This is a genomic window from Cupriavidus sp. C1SS-2L, assembly GCF_057073735.1.
Genome location: NZ_CP172708.1, coordinates 533,742 through 550,942, shown reverse-complemented (window position 1 = coordinate 550,942; position 17,201 = coordinate 533,742). Strand labels below are relative to the sequence as shown.

At 66.7% G+C, this 17,201-nt stretch carries 17 protein-coding genes; 12 read left to right on the top strand and 5 right to left on the bottom strand.

Going from position 1 to position 17,201, the window contains the following annotated elements; genetic code table 11:
- Positions 1-16: 16 nt before the first annotated feature.
- From gmhB to ACIGJG_RS02545, 5 genes are all read left to right on the top strand, one after another.
- Positions 17-595, top strand: coding sequence for a D-glycero-beta-D-manno-heptose 1,7-bisphosphate 7-phosphatase (gene gmhB / locus ACIGJG_RS02565; protein ID WP_011296695.1), 579 nt, complete (start codon positions 17-19; stop codon positions 593-595).
- A gap of 39 nt (positions 596-634) precedes the next feature.
- Positions 635-1,384 (top strand): lysophospholipid acyltransferase family protein, encoded by a 750-nt coding sequence (locus ACIGJG_RS02560; protein ID WP_011296694.1) that lies wholly within the window; start codon positions 635-637, stop codon positions 1,382-1,384.
- Positions 1,381-2,241: a M48 family metallopeptidase gene (locus ACIGJG_RS02555; protein WP_483672714.1), complete on the top strand. Its 861-nt coding sequence runs from the start codon at positions 1,381-1,383 to the stop codon at positions 2,239-2,241. Before ACIGJG_RS02560 ends, ACIGJG_RS02555 begins: the two co-directional genes overlap by 4 nt.
- Positions 2,242-2,353: 112 nt before the next feature.
- A complete protein-coding gene (gene gloA / locus ACIGJG_RS02550) occupies positions 2,354-2,761 on the top strand; it encodes a lactoylglutathione lyase (protein ID WP_223999037.1) in 408 nt (135 codons plus the stop codon).
- 11 nt (positions 2,762-2,772) lie between these two features.
- Entirely contained in the window at positions 2,773-3,678 is a 906-nt protein-coding gene (locus tag ACIGJG_RS02545) for a DMT family transporter (protein ID WP_483672713.1), read from the top strand.
- Between the two features lie 94 nt (positions 3,679-3,772).
- On the opposite strand, the gene trpS is transcribed toward ACIGJG_RS02545, so the two are convergent.
- From trpS to ACIGJG_RS02520, 5 genes are read right to left on the bottom strand one after another with little or no spacing between them, the layout of a single operon-like run.
- Positions 3,773-4,804 (bottom strand): tryptophan--tRNA ligase, encoded by a 1,032-nt coding sequence (trpS, locus tag ACIGJG_RS02540; protein WP_041679471.1) that lies wholly within the window; start codon positions 4,802-4,804, stop codon positions 3,773-3,775.
- Between the two features lie 43 nt (positions 4,805-4,847).
- Positions 4,848-5,684, bottom strand: a complete 837-nt coding sequence (gene rsmA / locus ACIGJG_RS02535) for a 16S rRNA (adenine(1518)-N(6)/adenine(1519)-N(6))-dimethyltransferase RsmA (RefSeq protein WP_011296689.1) — start codon at positions 5,682-5,684, stop codon at positions 4,848-4,850.
- 14 nt (positions 5,685-5,698) lie between these two features.
- On the bottom strand, positions 5,699-6,742 hold the full coding sequence (gene pdxA / locus ACIGJG_RS02530) for a 4-hydroxythreonine-4-phosphate dehydrogenase PdxA (RefSeq protein WP_011296688.1): 1,044 nt from the start codon (positions 6,740-6,742) through the stop codon (positions 5,699-5,701).
- Between the two features lie 40 nt (positions 6,743-6,782).
- Positions 6,783-8,282, bottom strand: coding sequence for a peptidylprolyl isomerase (locus tag ACIGJG_RS02525; protein WP_140948939.1), 1,500 nt, complete (start codon positions 8,280-8,282; stop codon positions 6,783-6,785).
- Between the two features lie 9 nt (positions 8,283-8,291).
- Positions 8,292-10,724, bottom strand: a complete 2,433-nt coding sequence (locus tag ACIGJG_RS02520) for an LPS-assembly protein LptD (protein ID WP_483672712.1) — start codon at positions 10,722-10,724, stop codon at positions 8,292-8,294.
- A gap of 160 nt (positions 10,725-10,884) precedes the next feature.
- On the opposite strand from ACIGJG_RS02520, the gene ACIGJG_RS02515 reads away from it, so the two are divergent.
- The 7 genes from ACIGJG_RS02515 (at position 10,885) to ACIGJG_RS02485 (ending at position 16,931) form a co-directional block, all read left to right on the top strand.
- The gene (locus ACIGJG_RS02515) at positions 10,885-11,919 is read left to right on the top strand and encodes an aminoglycoside phosphotransferase family protein (protein ID WP_483672711.1); all 1,035 of its coding nucleotides are present in this window, start codon (positions 10,885-10,887) and stop codon (positions 11,917-11,919) included.
- Positions 11,920-11,999: 80 nt separating this feature from the next.
- Positions 12,000-12,707 (top strand): AzlC family ABC transporter permease, encoded by a 708-nt coding sequence (locus ACIGJG_RS02510; RefSeq protein ID WP_084791892.1) that lies wholly within the window; start codon positions 12,000-12,002, stop codon positions 12,705-12,707.
- On the top strand, positions 12,704-13,027 hold the full coding sequence (locus ACIGJG_RS02505; protein ID WP_011296683.1) for an AzlD domain-containing protein: 324 nt from the start codon (positions 12,704-12,706) through the stop codon (positions 13,025-13,027). The genes ACIGJG_RS02510 and ACIGJG_RS02505 overlap by 4 nt, the downstream gene beginning before the upstream one ends.
- A complete protein-coding gene (gene murU / locus ACIGJG_RS02500; protein WP_483672710.1) occupies positions 13,024-13,761 on the top strand; it encodes an N-acetylmuramate alpha-1-phosphate uridylyltransferase MurU in 738 nt (245 codons plus the stop codon). Before ACIGJG_RS02505 ends, murU begins: the two co-directional genes overlap by 4 nt.
- Before the next feature lie 80 nt (positions 13,762-13,841).
- Positions 13,842-15,236 (top strand): aminopeptidase P N-terminal domain-containing protein, encoded by a 1,395-nt coding sequence (locus ACIGJG_RS02495; RefSeq protein WP_483672709.1) that lies wholly within the window; start codon positions 13,842-13,844, stop codon positions 15,234-15,236.
- Positions 15,233-15,712 carry a hypothetical protein gene (locus tag ACIGJG_RS02490; protein ID WP_011296680.1) on the top strand — a complete coding sequence of 160 codons (480 nt, stop codon included), beginning with the start codon at positions 15,233-15,235 and terminating at the stop codon, positions 15,710-15,712. Before ACIGJG_RS02495 ends, ACIGJG_RS02490 begins: the two co-directional genes overlap by 4 nt.
- Positions 15,693-16,931 carry a UbiH/UbiF/VisC/COQ6 family ubiquinone biosynthesis hydroxylase gene (locus tag ACIGJG_RS02485; RefSeq protein WP_011296679.1) on the top strand — a complete coding sequence of 413 codons (1,239 nt, stop codon included), beginning with the start codon at positions 15,693-15,695 and terminating at the stop codon, positions 16,929-16,931. Before ACIGJG_RS02490 ends, ACIGJG_RS02485 begins: the two co-directional genes overlap by 20 nt.
- The last annotated feature ends 270 nt before the right edge of the window (positions 16,932-17,201 follow it).

Here is a 17,201-nt window from a genome sequence, read left to right as displayed (position 1 = left end):
CAACCGGGAGCCAGACATGCCACAGACACCGCCCAAATTCGTCGTGCTTGATCGCGACGGGGTCATCAACCTCGACAGCGACCAGTTCGTCAAATCGCCCGACGAATGGGTGCCGATCGAAGGCAGCCTCGAAGCCATCGCCGCGATGAACCAGGCGGGCTACCGCGTGGTGGTCGCCAGCAACCAGTCGGGCATCGGCCGCGGCCTGTTCGAGATGAGCGCGCTCAACGCCATGCACGAGAAGATGTACAAGGCGCTGGCCCATCTCGGCGGGCGTGTGGACGCGGTCTTCTTCTGCCCGCATACCGCGGCCGACAGTTGCGATTGCCGCAAGCCCAAACCCGGCCTGCTCGACCAGATCAGCGAACGGTTCGGCATCGAACTCAAGGGCGTGCCGATCGTCGGCGACTCGCTGCGCGACCTGGAGGCCGGTGTGGCGGTCGGCTGCACGCCGCACCTGGTGCTCACCGGCAAGGGCCAGAAGACGCTGGACAAGGGCGGCCTGCCCCCGGGCACACGCGTCCATGACGACCTGCGCGCGTTCGCACGCTGGCTGTCCGGCGGCGATGGCCAGCCCCGCACAAGTTCGTCCTGATTCCCGCTGCTTCGCCAGTCATCTCTCAAGCGCCCCCCGATGATCTTTTTGCGTTCCTTTCTGTTCGCGCTGTACCTGCTGGTGCTGACGCCGCCCTATGCGTGCGCCTGCTTTATCGCATTTCCGTTCCTGAACGCCGCGCGGCGCTTCGACTTCGTGCGCGGCTGGACCCGTCTCGTGATCGGTGCCGCGCGCGTCCTGTGCGGCATCCGCTACCAGATGGAAGGCCGCGAGCATCTCGACGAGATGCTCGACAAGCCCGTGGTCCTGCTCTCCAAGCACCAGTCCGCCTGGGAAACCGTGGCCTATGTCGCGCTGATGCCCAAGCCGCTGTGCTATGTCTTCAAGCGTGAGCTGCTGCTGGTGCCGTTCTTCGGCTGGGCGCTCGGCATGCTGAAGATGGTTCACATCAACCGCAAGGAAGGCACCAAGGCGTTCTCCTCCGCCGCACGGCAGGGCCGTGAGCGCCTCGCCGAAGGCGCCTGGATCATCATGTTCCCCGAGGGCACGCGGACGCCGTCCGGCCTGGAAAATCCGCGCTACAAGAGTGGCGGTGCCCGCCTTGCCGTGGAAACCGGCGCGTGGGTAATCCCGATGGCCGTCAATTCGGGCCGCGTATGGCCGCGCAACTCCTTCCTGAAGTACCCGGGCATGATCACGATCTCGATCGGCCCGTCGATCCCATCGGCCAACAAGACTGCCGACCAGCTCAACCAGGAAGTTCGCGACTGGATCGAGCGCGACATGCGCCGCATCGACGCGCAGAGCTACCGGAACGCGGCCGCATGAGCTTGCTGCGCCCTGCCCCCGACACCCCCGGCGCACAGCTGGAACTGCCGCTGGCCGACAGCGGGCAGGGGATCGTCGCCGGGCTGGCGCCACAGGTTCCTGAGCCGACTGCCGCTTCATGGCCCGCGCCGCAGCCCGATGCGCGCAGGCTCCAGGTCGGCGAACACACGCTGCACTACGGACTCAAGCGCTCGACACGCCGCACGATCGGCTTCACGGTCGATGACCGCGGCCTGTCGATCACGGCGCCGCGCTGGGTCACGATCGCCGACGTCGAATCCGCGATCTTCGAGAAACAGCGCTGGATCTTCACCAAGCTAGCGGAGTGGCGCCAGCGCGAATCGAAGCGCGTGCTGCCGACCGTGCAATGGCGCGATGGCGCCAACCTGCCCTTCCTTGGGCAAACCATCACGCTGTCGCTCGAGTCGCCGATCGGCGCAGTGCTGTTCAATGGCGAGACCCGGATCCTGCACCTGTCGCTACCCGCGCATGCCGACGAGCAGCAGATCAAGGACCGCGTGCAGAGCTGGCTGCAGCAGCAGGCACGCCGGCTGCTCCCGCGACGGCTCGACGTCTACGCCGAGCGCCTGGGCGTGCGGCACACGGGATTTGCGCTGACCTCGGCCGCCACGCGCTGGGGCAGCTGCACCGCGGACGGCAAGATCCGCCTGAACTGGCGGCTCATGCACTTCCCCATGTCGATGATCGACTACGTTGCCGCGCACGAACTGGCGCACCTCAAGGAGATGAACCACGGCCCGCGCTTCTGGGAAACCGTGGAATCGATCTTCCCCGAATTCCGCGACGCGCGTGCGCAGTTGCGCGCGCATCCGCCCGAGTTGCTCCCGACGTTCTGAGTCGTTACTCCCGGCAGCGCGGCCGCGCTGCCGGCCCGCCGGTGCGTTTGGCACAAACGCACTAAAATGACGCACTCCCTCCAAGAACGACCCGACTCATAGGGCATCTCAAATGCGACTCCTCCACACCATGCTGCGCGTCGGCGACCTGCAGCGCTCCATCGACTTCTACACCCGCGTGCTCGGCATGCAGCTGCTGCGCCAGAGCGACAACCCGGAATACAAGTACCGCCTGGCCTTCGTCGGCTATGGCCCGGAAAGCGAGACCGCGGTGCTGGAACTGACCTACAACTACGGCGTCGACAAGTATGACCTCGGTACCGCCTACGGCCACATCGCGCTGGAAACCGACAATGCCGCGGCGGCCTGCGACCGCATCCGCGTGGCGGGCGGCAAGGTCACGCGTGAAGCCGGTCCGGTCAAGGGCGGCACGACGGTAATCGCCTTCGTCGAAGACCCGGACGGCTACAAGATCGAACTGATCGAGCGCCATTCCACGCGCGACGCCAGCCGTCCCTGAGCGCGCCCGGCATGGACGCGCAAACCCTGAGCCGGCGCCCGCTCGATGGCGCCGCCATCGGCCTGATGGTGGTGCTGTGCGCCGCCTGGGGACTGCAACAGGTAGTCATCAAGCTGACCGCGCCGCTGATGGGCGCGGTGCTTCAGGCCGGCGTGCGGTCCGCCGTGGCGGCACTGCTCGTGTTCGGCTTTGCCGCGTGGCGCGGCACGCCGATCTGGCGGCGTGACGGCACGCTCGGCGCGGGACTGCTTGCCGGCCTGCTGTTCGGTGCCGAGTTCTTCTGCATCTTCGTCGGACTCGGCCACACCACGGCATCGCGCATGGCGGTCTTCCTGTACACCGCGCCGATCTTCACGGCGATCGGACTGCATTTCGCCGTGGCCGGCGAGCGGCTGCACCGTGGCCAGTGGCTCGGCGTGGTGCTGGCCTTCTGCGGCATGGTGCTCGCGTTTGCCGATGGCATGACGACTACATCGGCGCACGGCAGCACGCTGGCTGGCGATGCACTGGGCGTGGTGGCGGGCTTGCTGTGGGCTGCAACGACAGTCGTCGTGCGTGCGACGCCGCTGGCAAGTGCGCCGGCGAGCAAGACGTTGCTTTATCAGCTCGCGGTGTCGGGTGTGCTGTTGTTGGCCATGGCGTTGATGGCCGGACAGGCCGAGAGCGTGCAGGTCAACGGCATGGTGCTGGCCAGCCTGTTCTACCAGTCAGTGCTCATTGCGTTTGCCAGTTATCTGGCGTGGTTCTGGTTGCTGCGCCGGTATCTGGCCTCGCGGCTGTCGGTGTTCTCGTTCCTGACACCGCTGTTCGGCGTGGCCTTTGGCGTGGCGCTGATGAACGACGCCGTGGGACCGCGCTTTGCTGTGGCGGCATTACTGGTGTTGTGCGGGATCGTGCTGGTGAACCGCCGCAGCTGAAGTGGCTGCCGAAGTGGCTGATTCCAAGGCATAAAAAAACGCGCGGATCGGTTCCGCGCGTTTTTTGTTGGCCGTTGCCGGCCTGATCAAAGATTCAGCGGCTGCCAAAAGAGAACATCCCCAGCGCCTCGCGGACCTCGTCCAGCGTCTGCTGGGTGATGGCCTTGGCCCGGTTCGTCCCCTCGCGCAGCAGGTCGAACACATAGTCCGGATCCTTGGCGAGTTGTTCACGGCGCTCGCGGATCGGGCCCAGCAGTTCGTTCAGAACGCCTTCGACGCGGCGCTTGAGCACCATGTCGCCAAGGCCACCGCGGCGATAGTGCGCCTTGAGTTCTTCGACTTCTTCGGTGTTCGGGTCGAAGGCATCCAGGTAAGTGAACACCATATTGCCTTCGACCTTGCCCGGGTCGGATACCTTCAGGTGATCCGGGTCGGTGTACATGCTATGCACGGCTGCCTTGACCTGCTCGGGGCTCGCGCCCAGCGCAATGGCGTTGCCCTGCGACTTGCTCATCTTGGCCTTGCCGTCGACGCCCGGCAGGCGGCCGAACTTCGGGATCAGCGCCTGGCATTCCTTCAGCACGTCGCGGCCAACCTGATGGTTGATGCGGCGAACGATCTCGTTGGTCTGCTCGATCAGCGGCGCCTGGTCTTCACCGACGGGCACGATGTCGGCCTTGAACGCGGTGATGTCCGCAGCCTGCGCAGCCGGATAGCACATGAAGCCGGCCGGGATATCGCGACCGAAACCGCGCGCCTGGATTTCTTCCTTGATCGTCGGGTTGCGCTCCAGGCGCGAGACCGTGACGAAGTTCAGGTACATCAGCGTCAGCTCGGCGAGCGCCGGCAGGTACGATTGCACCGTGATGGTGGTCTTCGTCGGATCGATGCCGACGGCCAGGTAGTCCAGCGCCACTTCCAGCACATTGCGGCGCACCTTGTCGGGATCGTGCGCGTTGTCGGTCATGGCCTGCGTATCGGCCAGCAGCAGGTACTGCTCATGCGTATCCTGCAGCTGCACGCGCGTCTTGAGCGAGCCGACATAGTGGCCGAGGTGCAGCGGGCCGGTGGGACGATCGCCGGTCAGGATGACGGGTCGCTTGTTGGTTTGCGTGTTGGCTGTCATTGCGGAAATTCGCGGAAATTTGGGGATGTAAGCGGTCCGGCCTTCAGGCGGCCGATCTGTCGGATGCATCGCCGCCCAGGCGGCGCGCCAGCTCGACGTACTCGCCGACCGGCACCTCTTCAGCGCGGCGGCCAAGGTCGAAGCCGATGGCCTCGAAATCGATCTGGTCGCGCAGGAACGAGAGCGTATTGCGCAACACCTTGCGCCGCTGCGAGAACGCTGCGGTCACCAGATCGCCGAGCACGGTAATGTCGCAATCGGCATGCGGCGAGCGCAGCCGGCCGCTTTCCGTGCGCGGCCACGGGATCATGCGCACCACGGCGGAATCGACCTTCGGCGGCGGATTGAACGAACCCGGCGGCACGTCGAGCACATGCTCCATGTGGTAGCGCACCTGCAGCATGATCGATAGTCGGCCGAAGGCCTTGCTGCCTGGTTCAGCCACCATGCGGTCGACCACTTCCTTTTGCAGCATGAAGTGCTGGTCGTGCACGTGGTCGGCGTAGTCCATCAAGTGGAACAGCAGCGGGCTGGAAATGTTGTACGGCAGGTTGCCGACGATGCGCAATGGCCGCCCGGGCACCGCGAGCCTGCCGAAGTCGAAGGCCAGCGCGTCGCCGGCATGGACCTGCAGGCGGTCGCCATAGCGGCGCCGCAGGCGCTCCACCAGATCGCGGTCCAGCTCGACCACCTGCATCTGCGGTACGCGCTCGAGCAGCGGATCGGTCAGCGCGCCGAGGCCCGGGCCGATCTCCACTAGCACATCGTCGGCCAACGGATTGATGGCATTGACGATGCCGTGAATGATGGAATCGTCGACCAGGAAGTTCTGGCCGAATCGCTTGCGGGCCACGTGGCCCTGGTGCATGTTTGAACGCATGGAGGAATACACCACTAGTGCGGCACCCTGGCTGAAGCATGCCTGCCGTTGGCATGTCCGGCCATGGTGACCGCACTGCGGATAGCCTCGATCATGCTGCCATGCTCGGCCTGGCCGCTGCCGGCCAGGTCGAGCGCGGTGCCGTGGTCGACCGAGGTGCGGATAAAGGGCAGGCCCAGCGTGATATTCACGCCGTGCCCGAACGTGCCGTACTTCAGGGGCGCGAGCCCCTGGTCATGGTACATCGCCAGTACGCAGTCGGCGTCGCGCAGGTGGCGCGGCTGGAACAGCGTGTCGGCCGGGTACGGGCCGCGCGCGTCGATGCCGGCATCGCGCGCCTGCGCTAGCGCCGGTTCGATGACGTTGATTTCCTCGCGACCCATGTGACCGCTCTCTCCCGCGTGGGGATTGAGTCCGGTCACCAGGATGCGGGGGCGTGCAATGCCGAACCAGCGGCGCAGGTCGGCGTCGATGATCGACAGCGTCTCCAGCAGCAGCGGCACCGTCACGGCGTCGGCCACGGCGCGCAGCGGCAGGTGCGTCGTGGCCAGCGCCACGCGCAGCATGGCGTTGGCGTGCGCCGGCTGCGGGCCGGCCAGCATCATCACCACGCGCGGTACGCCCGCGGCTTCGGCGAGGTATTCGGTATGGCCGGTGAACGGCACGCCGGCATCGTTGATCGTGCTCTTCTGCACGGGCGCCGTGACCATGGCGGCAAAGCGCGCCGGTGCGCCGGCATGCGTGCGGCAGCCCGCAATCGCGGCATCGAGCATCGACAGCACATAGGGACCGTTGCGCGCATCGAGCCGGCCCGGCTCGCACGCGACGGCCAACGGCACATGATGGATGACCACTTCGCCCTCGGCGATGCGGCGCTCCCACGCATGCGCAACGCCCAGCGCCGCGGCCCGGGAGGCCAGCAGGTGCGCATCACCAAGCACATGGTAACGGGCGTGCCCGTTCTGACCCGCGAGTTGCAGCAGCGCCCCGATGGTGATGTCAGGGCCGATACCGGCGGGTTCACCGGTAGAAATGGCTAGCGCAAGCGGGTCGGGCATGTCGTGGTCGTGCTACGGGGCGGCGGGGGCGGCGGGTACCTCAGCGCTGTCGGTTGACGCGGTACTCGACGTACGCCTGCGAACGCAGCTGGCGCACCCAGTCATCATAGGCCGCGCGCAGCTTCTGCTCGCGGATTTCAGCACGGGCGAAGTCGCGCTGCTTCTCTGGTGCCATCTCGGTCTCGCGGCGGTTCTCTACCTGGATCAGGTGCACGCCGAACTGCGTGACAACCGGTTCCGAGATCTCGCCGGGGCGCAGCCGGTTCATGGCCTGCTCGAATTCGGGCACCAGTTCACCGGGCGAGACCCAGCCCAGTTCGCCGCCGGCCTGCGCCGAGCCGTCCTGCGAGAAGCGCTTGGCGGCATCGGCAAAGTCCCCGCCGTGCGTGATGCGGTCACGCAGGGTGCCGAGCTGGCGGCGCGCCTCGGCTTCGGGCATGTTCGGGCCCGTACGGATCAGGATGTGGCGGACCTGAGTCTGCGTGATGCGGGAAGCCGCGGCAGGACTGGAAGCCGATGTCGACGCAGGCGCCACGCGCTTGGCGGTCAGCTTCAGGATGTGGAAACCGTTGGCGCTTTCCACCACCTCGGGCGCCACGGCGCCCGGCTGCAGGTCGACCACGGCGTTGGCGAACAGTGCCGGCAGGCGGCCAATCTCGCGGAAGCCTATCGCACCGCCCTGCGCCGCTTCGGGCCCCTGGGAATTTGCTTGCGCGAGCTGGGCGAAGTCGGCACCGCCCTGCGCCTGCTTGAGCAGTTGCTCGGCCTTCGTCTTGAGTTCCTGCTTCTGCGCATCGGAGGCATTCTCCGGCACGCGCACGAGGATCTGGGACACATTGAACTCGGTCGGCCCGGTGGCCGCCGCACCCTGACCGCCGCGCGCGGCGAGGTAGTTGTCGATTTCGCCGTCGTAGACCTGTACCTTTGAATCCACTTCGCGTTCGCGCAGGCGGATCACCTGCACCTGCTTGCGCAGTTCGTCGCGATACTTGGTCCACGTCATGCCGCTGGCCTCGACACGGCGGCGCAGTTCTGTCGCGCTCAGGCGGTTCTGCTGTGCGACGGATTCGATTGCGCGGTCGAGTTCCTGGTCAGTCACCTTGATGCCGGCATCCTGCGCGGCCTGGGTCTGCACGCGTTCCATGATCAGGCGTTCGAGCACTTCACCGAGCAGGTCCGCGCGCGGCGGCGCCGGCCGGTTGGCGGTGCGCAGTTGCGCTTCGATTTCGTCGGCACGGTCGAGCAGTTCGCGGCGCGTGATCACGCTGTTGTTGACCACCGCGACCACTTCATCGACGAGTTGCGAACGCTTGCCGCCGCTGCTGGGCTGCGGCACGCCGAGTTGCGGCTGGCTCGACGGCACGGCCACGTCCGACGATTGCGGCACAAAGATGCCTGTAGCGCGCGGTGCTTGGGAAGGCGCCTTGAGCTGGGCCAGGGCCGGCCCGGCCATGGCAGCGAGCACGGCCGGCAGCAGAACGCGGCGCCACGGCGACAACATCAGGGTCAGGGAAAACAAGGCGAATTCTTGACGTTTCATCGTAATCCGTCATTCATAGTGATCAAACTGGGTCGTCGGCACCGGCTTGGCGGTGACCGGTTCGTACCCAGGAACATTCAGGCGCAGGATATCAAGCGGATTCGAGCCGATCTTCGACAGTCCGCGGAACTCCACCTGCAGGAAGATCCGGCCGGTATAGCCCTGCGTGGTATTGCGGTAGCGCTGGTAGACCACGCGGCCCACCCAGCAGTCAGCCGCGTATTCCAGGCCGGCGAGCGCATCGACCATCTGGTTCGCATTGCGGTCGAACGCGAAACGGCCTATGCCATAGGCGCGCTGGGTAATGGGCCACTGACCGGAAATCTCGAACTGGTCAATGGCGGTGTTGTCCGTGACCGACGTGGCCCGCCGGTAGCGGTAGCCCACGTTGAGCAGCTTGCGCGGCTCCGGACGCCACGCGAACGCCAGGTTCGAGTAATTGATGTGTTCCGAATCCGGATTGTATTGGATGCCTGCATCCAGGTAGTAACCGCGGAACAGCTGGATGGTCGTGGCCGCCAGCAGGTCGGAGCTCCCGGCCTTCGGATCCGGCAGCGTGCCGTTGATCTGCACGCGCTGGCCGCTGAAGTCGTAGCGCTGCGCGATGGTGCCGCGGAAACGCTCGACACCCGTGTCGGCTTCGATCAAACGCGTGGTCAGGCCCGCAGTCAGCTTATTGTTGTCGGCCACCCGGTCATAACCCGTGAACGGGTTCTCGGAAAAGATCTGGCCGTAACCGAAGTCCGACTGCACGGTATCGAACAGCGGAAACTGGTTCTGGTCGCGGAACGGCGTGTAGACGTAGAACAGCCGCGGCTCGAGCGTCTGCAGGTAGTTGACCCCGAACACCCGGCTCATGGTCGGCGCGTCGCGCTCGAAGGTCATGCCCGAATCGAAACTGAATGTCGGTACCGTGCGAGAGAAGTTGTTCTGCGCCGTCGGCGTATTGCTTTGCGGCTCCATCTGGTACTGCGTCGCATTGAAGATGACCTTGGGCGTCGCGTACCAGCCCGGCCGCACGATCGGATAGCTGATGGTCGGCTGCACGAACATGCGCTCGCCCTGCGGCTGCTGGAAGCCGGTCGAGGTCAGCGGGATGCGGAAACGCGTGTAGTCGGCCTCCACCTGCACGTCGAAGCCGCCGAGGTCATAGCGGATGTACTTGCCGTTGAGCTGCGGCTCGCGCTCGTAGGACGGCCCGCTCGGCAGCAGTGTCTGGAACTTCTGTACGCGCGCGAGGACCGTGAAGTCCTGCCAGTTATAGGTGACACCACCTTCCTGGATGTACTGCCGCTGCGTCGATTGCGCCACGGTACGCGTCAGATCGTCCGGATACCGGTCGTCCGATACGCGGTTCAGGTTCAGGTAAGCGTTAAGCCCTTTCGCCAGGTTCTGGGTATGCTGGAACGAATAGGACCAGCGGTTCGAATTCGTCTGACGGTCATCCGGCAGGATTTCAGCGCGCAGCCGGCCCGAATATCCCTGGCCGATGTACCGGTAGTCGCCGCCGAGCATGAAACCACGCGACGTCATGATGCGCGGATACAGCGTCAGGTCACGGTTCGGCGCGATGTTGAAGTAGTACGGGAGCGTGACGTCGAGGCCCGATTTCGACCCGTAGCCGAACAGCGGCGACAGGAAACCGCTGCGGCGCTCGTCGGTGAGCGGGAAGCTGAACACCGGGGCGCCCGCGATCGGCACGTCGAAGAAATGCAGCACGCCGCCGTAGGCCACGCCCACTTCGCGATCACTGTCCAGGTCGAGTTGGCGCGCGCTGAAGTACCAGTCGGCGTTGTCCGGCGAGCACGTCGTGTACGTGGCCCGCTTGATCACACTGCGGTCCTTGTCGATGAAATCGATGCGTTCGGCCTTGCCTGTACCGCCGGTCTGCTGGAAGTAGTAGTCGGGCGAGAGCATGTAGCCCTCGTTCGCCTCGACCTTCATACGAGCCTCGGGGCCCACGGCCAGCGCGCCGCCGCGCGACACACGGGCATTGCCATGCGCGAAGGCTTCGTCGGTGTCCTGGTCGTAGGTCAGCTTGTCGCCCTTGACCACGGCGCCGCCCCGGCGCAATTCGGCATTGCCTTCGAGCACTACGCCACGCTCGTTGTAGCCGGTGAGCCGGTCGCCCGACACGAATGCTGGCGGGTTTTCCCCAGGCTGGGTGGTCTTCGCGGGCTCGGCCAGGCGCGGGACGAGCTCGCCGGACACAGGCGGCGCCAACGGCACTTCCGGGGCGGTTTCCACCACGGACTCGGTCTGATCGATGTCTGGCACCGCCGAACTGGACATCTGGGCGTGCGCGCCCACCGACAGGCCGGCCATGGCCAGCACCAGCGGCCGCAGGGCGCTGGCAGGCAGCCGGCCGGTGCGGCTGGATAGGCCGGAAAGCGCAGGCGGCTTGTTGGCTCGTTTGTTCGGTGATCGTCGTTGTTCGGTCATGCGAGCGGGTTGTCAGTCACGTCGGCGGCGACGGCTTGCCTGCTAGCCGCCAGCCCCCCACGGAACAGGCTGCGGGGCAACGGTGAGCCCCTCCCGGGGGCCGCCCGGCGCCCGGGTCTGGTCGGGTATTATACGGGGCAACCAATTCTCCATTTCCGGCATGGCAGCACTTCTTCACGACCCACGCCTGGACCAGCTCAAATCCTGGGTGTCCGGACTCGGTCCGGACTGGTCCGTCGACCCTGATTCCTGCACCCCCGCTTCGTCCGACGCGAGCTTCCGGCGCTACTTCCGCGTGAGCACCGGCAACCCCGCGCATCCGACCGCGATCGTGATGGATGCGCCGCCTTCGCATGAAGACTGCCGGCCGTTCGTCCATGTCGCGGCCCTGTTCGGCGCCGCCGGCGTCACGGTGCCGACGGTGCTCGAACAGGATCTCGACCAAGGCTTCCTGCTGCTGGCCGACCTGGGCAGCCAGACTTATCTGTCGCGGCTCGACGACTCCTCCGCCAGCGGCATGTACGCCGACGCGGCGGTCTCCCTCGTCCGTATCCAGGCCGCGACCCGTGCCGGCGAACTGCCCGCCTACGACCGCGCCCTGCTCCAGCGTGAGCTGGACCTGTTTCTGCAGTGGTACATCGCCAAGCATCTTGGCGCGACGCTGACTGACGCCCAGCAGGCCGACCTGCGTGAAGTGATGGATACGCTTCTCGCCAACAACCTCGCGCAACCGCAGGTCTATGTGCACCGCGACTACCACTCGCGCAACCTGATGGTGCTGCCCGGCGGCGCCAATCCCGGCGTACTCGACTTTCAGGACGCCGTGATCGGCCCGATCACCTACGACGCGGTGTCGCTGTGGCGCGATGCCTACATCGAATGGAATGAGGAGCAGCAGCTCGACTGGCTGATCCGCTACTGGGAGCGCGCGCGCAAGGCCGGGCTGCCGGTGAACGCCGACTTCGGCGAGTTTTACCGCGATTACGAGTGGATGGGCCTGCAGCGCCACCTGAAGGTGCTCGGCATCTTCGCGCGCCTGTACCACCGCGACGGCAAGGACGGCTATCTCGCCAACCTGCCGCTGGTGCTCAAGTACACGCGCCAGGTCGCCGGCCGCTACACCGAACTGCGCAAACTGATCCGCCTGCTCGACGCGCTCGAAGGCGCCGCAAGCCCGGCCGGCTACACGTTCTGAACGGGGGCCGAGCAGTGCCCCCTACCGGCCTTCCTGAAAGCTCCGAGACCATCACCCGCTCCGGCGAGTGGTGGGCCGGCATGCGCGCGCTCGCGCCCATGCTGCTGGGCGTGGTGCCGTTCGGCCTGATCTATGGCGTGCTGGCGGTCGGCGCCGGCATGCCCGCGTGGCTCGCCTGCGCGATGAGTGCCATCGTGTTCGGCGGCGCGTCGCAGATGATCCTCACGCAACTGTGGTCGGCCGGCACGCCGGCACTGATCATCGCGGTCACGGTCGCGATGGTGAACCTGCGCCATGCGCTCTACTCGGCCACGATCGCGCCGACGCTCGCGCACCTGCCGCGCCGCTGGAAGGCGCTCATCGCCTATCTGCTGACCGATGAGGCGTTCGCTGCCATGACGCACCGCCTGGCCGATACCGGGCCGCGCCAGCGCTATCGCCACTGGTATTACTTCGGCGGCGGCTTCGCGCTGTGGGCAAGCTGGCAGGTGTCGACACTGGCCGGCGTGCTGGTCGGCGCGCAGGTGCCGCGCGACTGGCCGCTCGATTTTTTCCTGCCGCTGACTTTCATCGGCATCATCGTGCCGGGCCTCAAGCACCGCGCACAGGTCGCAGCGGCGCTGGTCGCTACCGCGCTAGCTGTGGCCTGCTTCGGCATGCCGCACAAGCTTGGTCTGATGGTCGCGGCGCTGGGCGGCATTGCCGCCGGCATGCTTCTGCTTGGCCGCGGCAAGACCTCCGGCGAGCGGCCGGCAGGCAAGGCCGCCGTCGGCAAGGAGACGGCATGAGCTCGCTGACCTTGCTCTGGGTGTTCCTTGGCGCGGGGCTGGCTACGTTCCTGATCCGCCTGTCGTTTATCGCCGTGGAAGGCCGCGTACGGCTGCCGTCGTGGTTCCGTACCGCCCTGCAGTTCGTGCCCGCAGCCATGTTGTCCGCGCTGATCGCACCCGACCTGCTGATGCGCGGCGGCGAACTCTACGTGAGCCCGTTCAATGCAAGGCTGGTCGCCGGCCTGGTGGCGATCGTGATCGCCGCGCGCACGCGCAGCATCGGCTGGACCATCATTGGCGGCATGGCTACCCTGCTCGCCATGGAGACCCTGATTTGAAAGCCATGATCTTTGCCGCGGGCCGCGGCGACCGCATGCGCCCGCTGACCGACACCTGCCCCAAGCCGCTGCTGCCGGTCGGCGGCAAGCCGTTGATCGTCTGGAAGATCGAGGCGCTGGTGCGCGCGGGCCTGCGCGACATCGTCATCAACCATGCGTGGCTCGGCGAGCAGATCGAGGCGGCGCTGGGCGACGGCAGCCGCTATGGCGCGCGCATCGCGTACTCTGCCGAAGGCAGCGCGCTCGAGACCGCCGGCGGCATTGCGAAGGCCTTGCCGCTGCTGTCGCACGCGCCGGAACGCGGCGAGATCTTCCTTGCGGTTTCCGGCGATATCTTCTGCGAATACGACTTCCGCACGCTGTTGCCGCGTGCGCGCCAGATGGCCGGCTTGCCGTCGCCGCGCATGCATCTGGTGATGGTGCCGAACCCGCCGTTCCACCCGGCAGGCGACTTCGCGCTGCAAGCCGACGGCCTGCTTGCACTGGACACTGCGCCGGACGCCGAGCGCCTGACCTTCGGCAACATCGGCCTCTATGACACGCGCCTGTTCACCGACATCGCCCCTGGCACCAGGGTCGCGATGACCCCGAGCTACCGCGCAGCCATCGCGGCAGGCACAGCCAGCGGCGAGCGCTTCGACGGCCTGTGGGAAAACGTCGGCACGCCTGCCCAGCTTGCCGCACTGAACGACGCTGTCGCCTCGCGCGGTACCGCGATCGCAGGCGGCGCCTGAGCCGCTTGCCAGCGCCGCCGGGCCCTGCGCGCCGGCGGCGTTAGAATCTGATGCATTCCCCCTACACAGTTGGCGATCCTATGTCCGCACCCGATTCAGCCCTCTTGTCCGCCTGCCGCGATCGCCGCGCGCGCGTGTTGCAGCACCTGCGCGCTAGCGGCGGTGGCGTGGCCATCCTGCCCACGGCGCCGGAAGCCATGCGCAACCGCGACAGCGACTATCCGTACCGGCACGACAGCTATTTCTATTACCTGACCGGCTTCACCGAGCCCGAGTCCGTGCTGGTGCTGGTCGCCGGCCAGGGTGCCGAACCCGACCGCAGCATCCTTTTCTGCCGCCCCAAGCATGAGGAACGCGAGATCTGGGACGGCTTCCGCTACGGCCCGGAAGGCGCACGCGCGACCTTCGGCTTCGATGAAGCGCATTCGGTCGAGGAAATCGATGAGATCCTGCCTGGCCTGCTCGCCAATCGCGCGCAGCTCGCGTATCCGCTCGCTGCCTCGACGCGCACCGACATGCAGGTGCGCCGCTGGCTCGACGCGGTGCGCATGCAGGGCCGCGCGGGTGTTGCAGCGCCCTCGGTTGCGACCGACATCCGCACGCTGCTCGACGAAATGCGGCTGTTCAAGGATACCGGCGAACTGGCCACCATGCGCCGCGCCGGCGAAATCTCGGCAGGCGCCCACGTGCGCGCCATGCAGGCCTCGCGTCACGGCCTGCGGGAATACCACCTCGAAGCCGAGCTGCTGTACGAATTCCGCCGCCACGGCGCGCAGAGCGTGGCCTACAACTCGATCGTCGCGGCGGGTCCCAATGCCTGCGTGCTGCACTACCGCGCGGGCCCCGCCGAACTGCGCGACGGCGACCTGTGCCTGATCGATGCCGGCTGCGAATTCGATGGCTACGCGTCCGATATCACGCGCACGTTCCCCGTATCGGGCCGCTTTTCGCCGGCCCAGCGCGAACTTTATGACCTGGTGCTGGCCGCACAGGACGCCGCCATTGCCGAGACGCGCGTCGGCGTGCCGTACAACGTGCCGCACGATGCCGCAGTGCGCGTGCTCGCGCAGGGCATGCTCGACACCGGCCTGCTCGATCGCAACAAGGAAGGCACGCTCGACGACGTGCTGGCCAGCGGCAGCTATCGCCGCTTCTACATGCACCGCACCGGCCACTGGCTCGGCATGGACGTGCATGACGTAGGCGAATACCGCACGGCCACGCCCGCGGCAGACGGCGAACGCCCGTGGCGGCCGCTGGAGGCGGGCATGGTGGTGACGGTCGAACCCGGCATCTACGTGCGCCCTGCCGAGGACGTGCCCGAGCGCTACTGGCATATCGGCATCCGCATCGAGGACGATGCCGTGGTCACGAACGGCGACTGCGAGATCATCACGCGCGGCGTGCCGGTCAAGGCCGACGAGATCGAAGCGCTGATGCGAGACCGCAACACCCTGAACGGAGGCAAGGCATGATCGGATGGCTGCGCCGACTGTTCCCCGGCAATACCGGAACACCGCATAACCCGCCTGTAAAGCGCCACGTCGATCCGAGCGAACCGTTCGTGATCAACCTTTACGATGACCGCGTGGTGGTGCACCGACCCGACGGCCAGCGCGAAGAAGTCATGTGGGACACGCTCGAACGCGTCGTGGTGCGTGTGTCCAACGCAGCGCCATGGGCGGGCAAAGTCTGGCTGATCCTGATCGGCGCCGCCGATAGCGGCCAGGGCTGCGTGACGCCAATGGATGCCGCCAATGCCACCGCTCTGCTCGAGCGGCTGCAGGCGCTGCCTGGCTTCAACCAGCAGAAGCTCGACAACGCGCTGCGCGATGCCTCGGCCGGCAAGTCGCGCTCCGACGCGGTCTGCTGGAAGCGCGGCGCGCAGGCGGAGCCGGCATCGGATATCAACACGGACCGGAGTCCCGGCAATGACGCAGGCCGAACCTGAAGTCCGCGACATCGCCATCGTCGGTGGCGGCCCGGTAGGGCTGGCGCTGGCTTGCCAGTTGCTGCTGGCTACCGACTGGCGCATTACGCTGATCGACGCCGCCACGCCGGCGCGCGCGGCGCGCGACCCGCGCGCCATCGCGCTGTCCCACGGCAGCCGCCAGTTGCTGGAGCAGATCGGCGCATGGCCCGTCGCCGGCACGGCGATCGAGCACATCCATGTCTCGCAGCGGGGGCGTCTTGGTCACGTGAAGCTGCATCATGACGACTACGGGGTGCCGGCGCTGGGCTACGTGGTGCGCTATGGGGAGTTGTGCAACGTGCTGGAGCGCGCGATCGGCCGCGCCGCGAAGCAGGTAGGCGAATCGCGCCTGCTGCGCGTGTTCGAAACCCGCATCGACGACCTGCAGCAGGATCCGCTGATCGGCGGCGATTTCGACGGCATCGATGCGATGAGTGGCGCGGTCCATCTCACTGGCACGGCGACGGACGGCCAGGTAGCGCGCTTTTCCTCACGCATTGCGATCCAGGCTGAAGGCGGCCTGTTTCACCAGCAGGTCGCGCATGCGGGCCAGGGCTCGCGGCATCGCGACTACCGGCAAACCGCTGTGATCGGCCATGTTGCGTGCTCGCGCCCGCGCCACGGCTGGGCGTGGGAGCGGTTCACCGAGGAAGGGCCGCTGGCGCTGTTGCCCTATGACGAGCACGGCATCGACGGCTACGCGCTCGTCTGGTGCTGCCCGCCCGACCAGGCCGCGCGGCGCATCGCACTGAGCGATGCGGAGTTCGCGGAGGAGCTTAATGCCGTGTTCGGCGACCGCCTAGGGCGCTTCACGCTGGCTGGCAAGCGCCACGCGTTCCCGCTCGGGCTCAATGCCGCACCGGTAACGGTCGATGGCCGCATCGCGGCAGTTGGCAATGCCGCCCAGACGCTGCACCCGGTGGCGGGCCAGGGACTGAACCTGGGCCTTCGCGATGCATTTGCGCTTGCCGATTCCCTGCGTGCGGGCTGCTCGCCGCGCTCGCTGCAGGCCTTCGCATCGCGCCACAGGCTGGACCGCGCTGTGACCATCGGCGTCACCGACCTGCTGCCGCGCGTGTTCGGCATCCCGTCCCCGCTGGCCGCGCATGCGCGAGGCGCGTCCCTGGCGGCGCTGGCTTGCGTGTCACCGCTCAAGCATGCGCTGGCGCGCCACATGATGTACGGCATGCGCCGGTGATCCACAATGACGGGACCGCGACAGCGGCTCCCGCCATGCGCCAGGTAATCTATTCGAGGCATTTTCGGACTTCGCCTCTTGCTTTGATGCTCAATTCTTGGGCAGCAGCAGTCGTTTGGCGGTAGAATCCAGCCCTCGCTCATGCCCGTGAACATTGCCGACAGCCGTTTCGGCACGGGTGTGTTTTTTCGTTTCACTCCAGTTACGCCGCCGGGCAATCCCGTTTCGCATAGCGCAGCACGCGCGCCGCCGGGATCAGCGCTGGCCGGC